Origin of the sequence: Erwinia sp. (assembly GCF_031978025.1) — a bacterium.
Taxonomy (GTDB): domain Bacteria; phylum Pseudomonadota; class Gammaproteobacteria; order Enterobacterales; family Enterobacteriaceae; genus Erwinia.
In genome coordinates this window covers 1-12,064 of the sequence record NZ_DALZCD010000126.1, presented here as the reverse complement: position 1 = coordinate 12,064, position 12,064 = coordinate 1, and the positions used below count along the sequence as shown (strand labels likewise).

The 12,064-nt window shown below is 54.5% G+C and carries 8 protein-coding genes; 4 read left to right on the top strand and 4 right to left on the bottom strand.

The genetic code is table 11. The annotated features are described in order from the left end of the window. Nucleotides 1-99: 99 nt before the first annotated feature. From lpdA to pdhR, 4 genes are all read right to left on the bottom strand, one after another. Nucleotides 100-1,524 (bottom strand): dihydrolipoyl dehydrogenase, encoded by a 1,425-nt coding sequence (gene lpdA / locus RTK32_RS11790; RefSeq protein ID WP_312044144.1) that lies wholly within the window; start codon nucleotides 1,522-1,524, stop codon nucleotides 100-102. A 171-nt stretch (nucleotides 1,525-1,695) separates the two neighbouring features. Then, nucleotides 1,696-3,582 (bottom strand): pyruvate dehydrogenase complex dihydrolipoyllysine-residue acetyltransferase, encoded by a 1,887-nt coding sequence (gene aceF, locus RTK32_RS11785; RefSeq protein WP_312044142.1) that lies wholly within the window; start codon nucleotides 3,580-3,582, stop codon nucleotides 1,696-1,698. A 13-nt stretch (nucleotides 3,583-3,595) separates the two neighbouring features. Further along, entirely contained in the window at nucleotides 3,596-6,259 is a 2,664-nt protein-coding gene (gene aceE, locus RTK32_RS11780; RefSeq protein WP_312044141.1) for a pyruvate dehydrogenase (acetyl-transferring), homodimeric type, read from the bottom strand. A gap of 121 nt (nucleotides 6,260-6,380) precedes the next feature. Next, a complete protein-coding gene (pdhR, locus tag RTK32_RS11775; protein ID WP_312044146.1) occupies nucleotides 6,381-7,145 on the bottom strand; it encodes a pyruvate dehydrogenase complex transcriptional repressor PdhR in 765 nt (254 codons plus the stop codon). Between the two features lie 495 nt (nucleotides 7,146-7,640). Here pdhR and RTK32_RS11770 point away from each other — a divergent pair, with 495 nt between their 5' ends. From RTK32_RS11770 to RTK32_RS11755, 4 genes are all read left to right on the top strand, one after another. Then, nucleotides 7,641-8,996, top strand: coding sequence for an amino acid permease (locus RTK32_RS11770; protein WP_312044139.1), 1,356 nt, complete (start codon nucleotides 7,641-7,643; stop codon nucleotides 8,994-8,996). Between the two features lie 217 nt (nucleotides 8,997-9,213). Then, a complete protein-coding gene (locus tag RTK32_RS11765; protein WP_312044137.1) occupies nucleotides 9,214-10,626 on the top strand; it encodes an MFS transporter in 1,413 nt (470 codons plus the stop codon). Next, the gene (locus tag RTK32_RS11760) at nucleotides 10,623-11,573 is read left to right on the top strand and encodes a family 43 glycosylhydrolase (protein WP_312044135.1); all 951 of its coding nucleotides are present in this window, start codon (nucleotides 10,623-10,625) and stop codon (nucleotides 11,571-11,573) included. The genes RTK32_RS11765 and RTK32_RS11760 overlap by 4 nt, the downstream gene beginning before the upstream one ends. A gap of 217 nt (nucleotides 11,574-11,790) precedes the next feature. After that, complete coding sequence (locus RTK32_RS11755; protein ID WP_312044133.1) at nucleotides 11,791-11,949, top strand: hypothetical protein; 159 nt, start codon at nucleotides 11,791-11,793, stop codon at nucleotides 11,947-11,949. Nucleotides 11,950-12,064 lie beyond the last annotated feature (115 nt).

The following is a 12,064-nucleotide window of genomic DNA, read 5'->3' as shown; positions in this document are numbered from 1 at the left end:
CTCAAGCCCATTCTTCTGGCATGGCAACGCCTTCAGGCGGGAAAGGGCGCCCAATAAAAAACGGCCCCTTTCGGAGCCGTTTCGAATACCGTGTAGCGCTTACTTCTTCTTCGCTTTCGCGTTAGGCAGATCGGTGATGCTGCCTTCGAAGATTTCTGCCGCCAGGCCTACCGACTCGTGCAGCGTCGGGTGAGCGTGGATGGTCAATGCGATATCCTCGGCGTCACAGCCCATTTCAATAGCCAGGCCAATTTCACCCAGCAGCTCGCCGCCGTTGGTGCCGACAACGGCCCCGCCGATCACGCGATGCGTCTCTTTATCGAAAATCAGCTTGGTCATGCCGTCTGCGCAGTCGGAAGCAATAGCGCGGCCTGATGCCGCCCACGGGAAGGTCGCCGTCTCGTAGCTGATGCCCTTCTCTTTCGCTTCTTTCTCGGTCAGACCCACCCAGGCAACTTCCGGCTCGGTGTAGGCGATGGATGGGATCACTTTTGGATCGAAATAATGTTTCTTACCGGAGATCACTTCCGCCGCTACGTGGCCTTCGTGCACGCCTTTATGCGCTAGCATCGGCTGACCAACGATGTCGCCGATAGCGTAAATGTGCGGCACGTTGGTACGCATCTGCTTGTCGACACGGATGAAGCCGCGGTCGTCCACTTCCACGCCCGCTTTGCCGGCATCCAGGCCTTTGCCGTTGGGCACGCGACCAATCGCCACCAGCACCGCGTCGTAACGCTGCGGTTCAGCAGGGGCTTTTTTGCCTTCCATCGTGACGTAGATACCATCTTCTTTGGCTTCTACCGCGGTCACTTTGGTTTCCAGCATCAGGTTAAACTGCTTCGCGATGCGTTTGGTGAAGACTTTCACCACGTCTTTATCGGCTGCAGGGATCACCTGGTCGAACATCTCAACCACGTCAATCTGAGAACCCAGCGCGTGATAAACGGTGCCCATTTCCAGACCGATGATGCCGCCGCCCATGACCAGCAGGCGCTCAGGCACTTCTTTCAGTTCCAGCGCGGCAGTGGAATCCCACACGCGTGGATCTTCATGTGGAATGAATGGCAGCTGAATAGGACGAGAACCGGCAGCGATAATCGCATTATCGAAGTTAATGGTGGTGCCGCCGTTTTCGCCGTCAACGAACATAGTGTTCGCGCCGGTGAACTTCGCTTCGCCGGTAACCACTTTCACTTTACGGCCTTTCGCCATGCCTGCCAGACCGCCGGTCAGCTGGTTGATGACTTTTTCTTTCCAGGTACGGATTTTGTTGATGTCGGTTTGCGGCTTGCCGAACACCACGCCATGTTCTTCCAGCGCTTTGGCTTCTTCAATGACTTTTGCCACGTGCAGCAGCGCTTTGGAAGGGATACAGCCCACGTTCAGGCAAACGCCGCCCAGGGTGCTGTAACGCTCAACAATGACGGTCTCCAGACCTAAATCAGCAGCGCGGAAAGCCGCAGAGTAACCTGCCGGACCTGCCCCAAGTACCACGACCTGAGTTTTAATTTCTGTACTCATCATGACCTCTTAGTTAACTGGAGGATATCCATCCACCGGTTCGTATTCAGGGCAAGAGTTTACAGAATTGTTAACAGAGTGCAAACAACCTGCCCTAAACCACTACAGCTTGTCGACTAAAACAGCGAGAGTCGGCTATAAAAAGGCCGGCATACGCCGGCCAGAGTACTTTTACATCACCAGTCGGCGAATATCGGCTAACAGGTTACCCACGATGGTGATAAAGCGGGCACCGTCAGCACCGTCGATAACGCGGTGGTCGAAGGAAAGAGAGATTGGCATCATCAGACGCGGGGCAAACTCTTTCCCGTTCCAGACCGGCTCCATTGCAGATTTGGAGACGCCCAGGATAGCGACTTCCGGCGCGTTAACGATCGGCGCAAAATGCGTGGTGCCGAGTCCGCCAAGGCTGGAGATGGTAAAGCAGCCGCCCTGCATATCGCTGGCCGTCAGCTTACCGTCACGCGCTTTTTTCGACGTCGCCATCAGCTCACGAGAAAGCTCGGTAATGCCTTTCTTGTTCACGTCTTTAAAGACCGGGACGACCAGGCCATTTGGCGTATCGACCGCCACGCCGATGTTGATATATTTTTTCAACGTCAGCGTCTGCGCGTCTTCAGAAAGCGAGCTGTTAAAGCGTGGCATCTGCTCCAGCGCCGCGGCAACTGCCTTCATGATAAAGACGACCGGCGTGTATTTCACGTCCAGCTTGCGCTTCTCGGCTTCGGCGTTCTGCTGTTTACGGAACGCTTCCAGATCGGTGATATCGGTTTTATCGAAGTGCGTAACGTGCGGGATCATCACCCAGTTACGGCTCAGGTTAGCACCAGAAATTTTCTGGATGCGGCCCAGCTCGACTTCTTCGATTTCACCAAACTTGCTGAAGTCCACTTTCGGCCACGGCAGCATGCCTGGCAGACCGCCGCCGCTGGCAGCAGCCGGTGCGGTTTCAGCACGTTTCACCGCGTCTTTCACGTAGGTCTGCACGTCTTCTTTCAGGATACGGCCTTTACGGCCCGTTCCTTTCACCTTCGCCAGGTTAACGCCGAACTCGCGCGCCAGACGACGGATAACCGGCGTAGCATGGACGTAGGCATCGTTCTCAGAGAAGTCGCCTTTCGCTTCAGCTTTCGCCGGAGCCGGAGCAGCGGCCGGAGCCGCTTTGGCTTCCTGCTGCGCCGGGGCCGCTTCCTGTTTGGCTGCCGGAGCCGGTGCGGCACCTTCCACTTCAAAAATCATAATCAGCGAGCCGGTGCTGACTTTGTCGCCGGCCGCAATTTTGATCTCTTTCACCGTACCGGAGAAGGGCGCAGGCACTTCCATAGAAGCCTTGTCGCCTTCTACGGTAATTAGCGACTGCTCGGCAGCCACTTTATCGCCTACTTTCACCATCACTTCGGTGACTTCAACTTCGTCGCCGCCGATATCCGGTACCTGGACTTCTTTCGCGCCGCTGGCTGCCGCTGGTGCCGTTGCCGCTTCTTCTTTCATTGCTGGCTTCGGCGCTTCGGCCGGAGCGGCACCTTCTGCTTCGAAGACCATAATCAACGAGCCGGTGCTGACCTTGTCGCCGGCGGCGATTTTGATCTCTTTTACCGTACCGGCAAACGGCGCAGGCACTTCCATAGAAGCCTTGTCGCCTTCTACGGTGATCAGCGACTGCTCGGCCGCAACTTTGTCGCCAACCTTGACCAGGATCTCGGTGACTTCGACTTCATCACCCCCGATGTCCGGCACGTTGACTTCTTTGCTTTCCGCTTTGGCGGCAGGCGCGGAAGCTGGCTTCTCTTCCTTCGCTTCCGCTTTGGCAGGTGCTGCAGCCGTATCGGCCGATTCGAAGATCATGATCAGCGAGCCGGTTTCAACTTTGTCGCCGGTGGCAATTTTGATCTCTTTCACCACGCCCGCTTCCGGCGAAGGGACTTCCATAGAGGCTTTGTCGCCTTCTACGGTGATCAGCGACTGCTCGGCTTCCACTTTATCGCCAACCTTGACCAGGATCTCGGTGACTTCCACTTCGTCGGAACCGATGTCCGGTACTTTAATTTCAATAGCCATTACTCTTTACCTCTTAGGCCAGACGCGGGTTGACTTTATCGGCATCGATATTGAATTTGGTGATCGCTTCTGCCACCACTTTCTTATCAATCTCACCGCGTTTAGCCAGTTCGCCCAGTGCTGCAACCACCACGTAAGACGCGTCCACTTCAAAGTGGTGACGCAGATTTTCGCGGCTGTCAGAACGACCGAAACCATCAGTACCCAGTACGCGATAATCGCTGGCTGGAATGAAGGTACGGATCTGCTCGGCGAACAGTTTCATATAGTCGGTTGAAGCCACGGCCGGTGCGTCATGCATGATCTGCGCAACGTAAGGCACGCGAGGTTCTTCTGTTGGATGCAGCATGTTCCAGCGCTCGCAGTCCTGACCATCACGAGCCAGCTCGGTGAAGGAGGTCACGCTGTACACATCAGAGCCAACGCCGTAGTCTTTCGCCAGGATCTGAGCCGCTTCACGGACGTGACGCAGGATAGAGCCTGAACCCAGCAGCTGTACTTTACCTTTGCTGCCTTCTACCGTATCAAGCAGATAGATACCTTTACGGATACCTTCTTCTGCACCGGCCGGCATGGCAGGCATGTGGTAGTTTTCGTTCAGCGTGGTGATGTAGTAGTAAATATTTTCCTGCGCTTCACCGTACATACGAACCAGACCGTCATGCATGATAACGGCAACTTCATAAGCGTAAGCCGGATCGTAGGAGATACAGTTAGGGATAGTCAGCGACTGAATGTGGCTGTGACCATCTTCATGCTGCAACCCTTCGCCGTTCAGCGTAGTACGGCCGGAGGTGCCGCCGACAAGGAAGCCGCGCGCCTGCTGGTCGCCTGCTGCCCAGCAGAGATCGCCGATACGCTGGAAGCCAAACATCGAATAGTAGATGTAGAACGGGATCATCGGCAGGTTGTTGGTGCTGTAAGACGTTGCCGCTGCCAGCCAGGATGCGCCTGCACCCAGTTCGTTGATGCCTTCCTGCAGGATCTGCCCTTTCTCATCTTCTTTGTAGTAGGCAACCTGCTCACGGTCCTGCGGCGTATACTGCTGGCCGTTCGGGCTGTAAATACCGATTTGACGGAACAGGCCTTCCATACCAAAGGTACGCGCTTCGTCGGCGATGATCGGCACCAGACGATCTTTGATCGACTGGTTCTTCAGCATCACGTTCAGGGCACGCACAAAGGCGATGGTGGTGGAGATCTCTTTGTTCTGCTCGTCCAGCAGCTGGCGGAAATCTTCCAGCGCAGGCATCTCCAGCTTCTCGCTGAAGTTCGGCTGACGCGTCGGCAGATAGCCACCCAGTTTCTCGCGCTGGCCGTGCAGATATTTGTACTCTTCAGACTCTTTATCGAAGGTGACGTACGGCAGGCTTTCGATTTTGTCATCTTCTACCGGCACGTTGAAACGATCGCGGATGTAGCGGACGCCATCCATGTTCATTTTCTTCACCTGGTGAGCGATGTTCTTGCCTTCCGCCGTGTCGCCCATACCATAGCCTTTAATGGTATGCGCCAGGATCACCACCGGTTTGCCTTTGGTGTCCTGTGCTTTTTTCAGCGCCGCGTAGATTTTCTTCGGATCGTGGCCGCCACGGTTCAGCGCCCAAATCTCGTCGTCGGTCATGTCTTTGACCAGCTCGGCGGTCTCTGGATATTTACCGAAGAAGTGCTCGCGCACGTAGGCGCCATCGCGAGATTTAAAGGTCTGATAGTCACCGTCAACGGTTTCGTTCATCAGTTGGATAAGCTTACCGCTGGTATCTTTACGCAGCAGCTCGTCCCAGCGTCCGCCCCAGATAACCTTGATCACTTCCCAACCGGCGCCGCCAAAAATGCCGTCCAGTTCGTTGATGATTTTGCCGTTACCGGTCACCGGACCGTCCAGGCGCTGCAGGTTACAGTTGATGATGAACACCAGGTTGTCCAGCTTCTCGCGGGTGGCGATAGTGATCGCGCCCTTGGATTCCGGCTCGTCCATCTCGCCGTCGCCCAGGAAGGCGTAAACGGTCTGCTGCGAGGTATCTTTCAGGCCACGGTGCTCAAGGTACTTAAGGAATTTCGCCTGATAGATCGCGCCGATTGGACCAAGGCCCATAGAAACGGTCGGGAACTGCCAGAATTCCGGCATCAGTTTTGGATGCGGATAAGAGGACAGGCCTTTGCCGTGCACTTCCTGACGGAAGTTGTTCATCTGATCTTCGGTCAGGCGGCCTTCCAGGAAGGCACGCGCGTAAACGCCCGGCGAAATGTGACCCTGGAAATAGACCAGATCGCCGCCGTCTTTTTCGCTGCGCGCGCGGAAGAAGTGGTTAAAGCACACTTCATAGATAGTGGCCGAGGACTGGAAGGAAGACATATGGCCGCCCAGCTCCAGATCTTTCTTCGAGGCACGCAGAACGGTCATGATAGCGTTCCAGCGGATCGCGGAACGGATACGGCGTTCCAGCGAGGTATTACCCGGATAGTCAGGTTCGTCCTCAACGGCGATAGAGTTCACGTAGCTGCTGGCCCCAGTGCCTGCTGCTACCTTTACGCCGCCTTTGCGTGCTTCGCTCAACACCTGATCGATCAGGAACTGCGCGCGCTCCACGCCCTCTTCACGGATGACCGATTCGATCGCCTGTAGCCAGTCGCGAGTTTCAATCGGATCCACGTCATTGTGTAAACGTTCTGACATGGGGGTATTCCTTATCTGTGTCTAATACGTTGAATTGTCTGGAGCCTGTCTCTCTGTGCTCTGGCTTAGTGCAGAACACAGAGAGACAGGCCCTTCGTGGTTGTCGCGTTATGGTTACGCGTTAATCCTTACGCTGCTGTAATCGGCGCAGAGAGCGCTCTCTTCGGCTCTGTTCCCGGCTTCTGTCCAGCAATATTTCCTCGATAAACGCCAGATGGCGGTGTGAGGCTTCGCGTGCCTTTTCGGGTTCGCGCGCCACAATCGCCTCGAAAATACTGGCGCGGTGACCGCTCACTTTTGCCAGCATTTCGCGGCGCGAGTAGAGCAATTCAAAATTCTGTCGGACGTTCTGTTGCAGCATTGGCCCCATTGAGCGTAGCAAATGCAGCAGCACCACATTATGCGCCGCCTCTGTGACAGCTATCTGATACTGCATAACCGCATTGGCTTCGGCATCAAGGTCGCCGCTCGCCTGCGCGGTCTGGATTTGCAGATGGCAATCCCGGATCCGCTCCAGATCTTCTTCCGTTCCCCGTAGCGCCGCATAGTAGGCCGCGATTCCTTCGAGCGCGTGACGCGTTTCCAGCAGGTCGAACTGGGATTCCGGGTGCTCGGCCAGTAGCTCTACCAGCGGATCGCTCAGACTTTGCCACAGATTGGTTTGCACAAAAGTCCCACCGCCCTGACGGCGCAGCAGTAAACCTTTTGCTTCCAGACGCTGGATAGCTTCACGCAAAGAGGGACGGGAGACATCGAACTGTTTAGCCAGCTCGCGTTCAGGAAGGAGCTTTTCACCGGGACGCAGCGTCCCTTCCATAATCAAGGACTCAAGCTGCTGCTCGATAGCATCGGATAGCTTTGGTTGGCGGATTTTGCTGTAGGCCATCATCCCTTCTTCGTGCCGTTTGCCCGAGTAAATTGGTCATACCAATTGCAAAAAGGAGCCGGTAAAGTAACAAAGTATTCACCTGATGTCTATATGGCAACGGCGCAAAACCAGACGCATGTCTCGTTTTATAAGCACAAATTAACACCTTATAATCGGCTCAACGCAGCAGAAAGAATGTTAAAAAAATTAACTTTTTTGAAGGCGGCCAGTTATTTATCACACCGCGTCCATGCCGTCATAAGTAAAACCAATTCGTCTTTGTGAATCGTTTGTGACAAAAACAAACGGCACAAAAACAGATTTTTTTTATGGCAATCCCGGCTTTAACAGAAAGCGAGTGCATTACCTGCCGCTTATCATTATTCTTGTCGCGAAAGTAGAGGCAGGCCCGCTTTTGCGGGATTAGCTATGTAAACATTTAAGTACAGATAACGTAATAAAATGATGACACGAGCGCGCCCTTAGTACGATAACGAGATCGAGAGGATCACTATGGAACAACAGCAGGGCGAGATGCTGAAGCGCGGCCTGAAAAACCGTCATATTCAGCTTATTGCATTAGGCGGCGCCGTCGGCACCGGTCTTTTTCTGGGGATTGCACAAACGATTAAAATGGCGGGCCCGTCCGTTCTACTGGGCTACGCCATTGGCGGCTTTATTGCCTTTATGATTATGCGCCAGCTGGGTGAAATGATCGTGGAAGAGCCGGTTGCCGGGTCTTTCAGCCATTTCGCCTATAAATACTGGGGCAGCTTTGCCGGTTTCGCCTCCGGCTGGAACTACTGGGTACTTTATATCCTGGTAGCGATGGCGGAACTGACTGCCGTCGGGCAGTATATTCAGGTCTGGTGGCCCGCGTTTCCTTCCTGGGCCGCTGCCGCCATTTTCTTTGTCCTGATTAACGCTATCAACCTGAGCAGCGTAAAAATCTTTGGCGAAATGGAGTTCTGGCTGGCGCTTGTCAAAGTCGTGGCCGTCGTAGCGATGATTGTTTTCGGCTGCTGGCTGTTGTTCAGCGGTCATGGCGGTCCGGAAGCGGCAGTCAGCAATATCTGGGCGATCGGCGGCTTTTTCCCGCACGGCGTGGGCGGCCTGGTGATGGCGATGGCGATCATTATGTTCTCTTTCGGTGGCCTGGAGCTGGTTGGCATCACGGCGGCAGAAGCGGACGACCCGCAGAAAAGCATTCCTCAGGCGACCAATCAGGTCATCTGGCGCATTCTGATTTTCTATGTCGGCTCCATTATCGTGCTGCTTTCGCTCTATCCCTGGACAAAAGTCACCGCCAACAGCAGCCCGTTTGTGATGATTTTTCACGATCTGGGCGAGAGCCTGGCAGCGAACGTGCTGAACCTGGTGTTTTTAACGGCAGCCCTCTCCGTTTACAACAGCTGCGTCTATTCCAATAGCCGGATGCTTTATGGCCTGGCTCGTCAGGGCAACGGCCCCAAAGCGCTGCTGAAGGTTGACCGCCGTGGCGTGCCTTATGTGGCGCTGGCTTTCTCCGCCACCACGACAGCAATTTGCGTGCTGGTGAACTACCTGATGCCGGGCGAGGCGCTGGGCCTGTTTATGGCGCTGGTCGTCTCTGCGCTGGTGATCAACTGGGCGATGATCAGCTACGCTCACCTGAAATTCCGCCAGGCAAAAGACCGCGAAGGCGTGCAAACTCGCTTTAAGGCGCTGCTCTACCCTGTCGGCAACTGGATTTGCCTGCTGTTTATGGTCGGTATTCTGATCGTTATGGCGATGACACCGGGTATGGCTATTTCGGTCTGGCTTATTCCGCCATGGATTATCATTCTGGCTATTGGTTACGCGCTAAAAAATCGTCTGCAAAAAGCCTGATTGATTGGGGCGCTTCGGCGCCCTTTTCGCTGTACCTCTTCATACTCCAGCCCGCCTTAACTTTTCTTACCTTCCTGATGCAGTCTCCACGAATTGCCGTCTTACTCACACTTTTCCGGTTACAGTCGTTTTGTCCATCTCTGTGACCTTTTGCGCCAGCGCAAGGTGCTATTAAGCCAGTGATAATCTTTACTTCATCCTGTAAGAGAGATTATCCATGAAAAGCGCGGCGCTTTCGGTAAAAGAGAAGATTGGCTATGGCATGGGAGACGCAGGCTGCAATATGATTGGCGGCGCAATCATGCTTTTCCTTAACTATTTTTATACGGATGTCTTTGGCCTTGCGCCCGCGCTGGTTGGCGTTCTCCTGCTTTCCGTGCGCGTGCTGGATGCGGTTACCGATCCGATTATGGGGGCGCTGGCCGACAGAACGCAGAGCCGCTGGGGACGTTTTCGCCCCTGGCTGCTGTGGATTTCCCTTCCCTACGTGCTGTTCAGCGTGCTGATGTTTACCACGCCGGACTGGACCTATGACAATAAGGTTATCTACGCGTTCGCCACCTATTTTTTAATGTCGTTAACCTATACCGCTATCAATATTCCCTACTGCTCGCTGGGCGGCGTGATTACCAACGACCCTGGCGAGCGCGTCTCCTGCCAGTCTTACCGTTTTGTGATGGTCGGCATCGCCACGCTGATCCTGTCGCTTTCTCTGTTGCCGATGGCGGAATGGTTTGGCGGTGAAGATAAAGCGCGCGGCTATCAGATGGCGATGAGCGTGCTGGCCTTTATCGGCCTCTGCATGTTCCTGTTTTGCTTTGCTACGGTGCGCGAGCGTATCCACCCTGCCGTGCCGAGCAACAGCGATTTAAAATCCGATTTGCGAGACGTCTGGAAAAACGATCAGTGGGTGCGCATCCTGCTGCTGACCTTTTGCAATGTCTGTCCCGGTTTTATCCGTATGGCGGCTACCATGTATTACGTGACCTGGGTGATGGGCCAGTCCACCCATTTCGCCACGCTGTTTATCAGCCTGGGCGTAATAGGGATGATGCTGGGCAGCACGCTGGCAAAAGTGCTGACCGACCGCTGGTGTAAGCTGAAAGTCTTCTTCTGGACCAATATTATCCTGGCGGTCTTCTCCTCCGGCTTCTATTTTCTGGATCCGCACGCGACGGTGCTGATTGCCGTGATGTACTTCTTGCTGAACATCCTGCACCAAATTCCTTCGCCGCTGCACTGGTCGCTGATGGCGGACGTGGATGATTACGGTGAATGGAAAACCGGCAAGCGCATTACCGGGATCAGTTTTTCAGGCAACCTGTTTTTCCTGAAGGTCGGCCTGGCCGTAGCGGGTGCGATGGTAGGCTTCCTGCTCTCTTTTTACGGCTACGATGCGGGCGCAAAAGCTCAGTCAGCAGTCGCGATCAACGGCATTACGCTGCTGTTTACCCTTATTCCAGGCGTCGGTTATCTGATTACCGCTGGTGTGGTCAGGCTGCTGAAAGTTGACCGCCCAACCATGCAAAAAATCCAGCTGGATCTGGAACAGCGCCGTCATAATTTTCGCGAACTCAATGATTATCAACACGGCAAAGCGCCCGTTAAACCAGAAGGAACAGGAGCATGAGCAGTCACTGGCCGGTCCCACTTATTGAACAGCGTGCCGATCCCTTTATTCTGCACCACCGACAGTATTATTATTTTATCGCCTCCGTGCCCGAATACGATCGGCTTGAGCTACGCCGCGCCGCGACGTTAACCGGCCTGGCGGAAGCCGAAGCCGTAGTGGTCTGGAAAAAGCACGCCAGCGGCGAAATGAGCGAGCTGATTTGGGCGCCAGAACTGCATTTTATTGATAACGTCTGGGTTATCTATTTTGCCGCCGCGCCAACCAGAGAAATTAAAGAGGGTCTGTTTCAGCACCGCATGTTCGCTCTCGCCTGCCATGATGACGATCCGCTGACCGGGACCTGGCGAGAGTGCGGACAGGTCGTGACGCCTATTGATAGCTTTGCGCTGGATGCGACTCACTTTGTCCATCAGGACAAGAACTGGTATCTGTGGGCGCAGAAGGACCCGGCTATCCCTGGCAATTCCAATCTGTATCTTGCTGAACTGGCCACGCCATGGTCGCTGAAAAGCGCACCGGTGATGCTGAGTCGGCCTGAGTTCGACTGGGAATGCGTTGGCTTCAGCGTCAACGAGGGGCCGGCAGTTATCCGTCACGGCAACCGCCTGTTCGTCAGCTATTCGGCCAGTGCGACGGATGAAAATTACTGTATGGGGCTGCTGTGGATCGATATCGATGCCGATCCCATGAACGCGGAAAACTGGCAGAAGTCACCTCAGCCGGTCTTTAAAACCAGCTGGGAAAACCGGCAGTTTGGGCCAGGCCACAACAGCTTTACGGTAACGGAACAGGGCGAGGACGTGCTGGTTTATCATGCGAGAAACTACACGGAAATCGAAGGCGATCCGCTTTACGATCCGAACCGGCACACCTGTATTAAGACCTTTACCTGGGATAGCGATGGCATGCCGGTATTTGGCATCCCACCCGCAGCACAGGATTAACAAAGGCGGCCATTTGACAGCCGTCAAACAAACGTTTCCTTTGCTCATCTTAAATAGTGGACGGCGTTAAATCCCTTTATAACTTTGTTGGCTTGTTAACCATTTTATAGGGAGATTACTGATGAGAGAGCTGACAAACCAGGGAGTTAATGCCGTAACGGCGCAGGTATCATTGCCGACACCACCACGTGAGTAGGCGCGCAGGCTGGCGAGTTTATTGGGAGCGATTGGCATCCTGACGACTATTCCGGTTATGTCGACGCTGGTAGCCAAAGCCACCGGCTATATGGGCAAACAGATCGGAAGCTGGGTTGGCAGTAGCGTAGGTAATCTGATCGAAGGATGGTTCGCTATCCATGACGGCCCTGCTGCCTGAGCAATCACCTTACAGTCAACAATCCGGCTCAAGGGCCGGATTTTTTTGCTTTCTATACCAGCGCCCCGTAGATAGTCAGTAGCGCCACCACCACCACTATACCCAACGACACTTT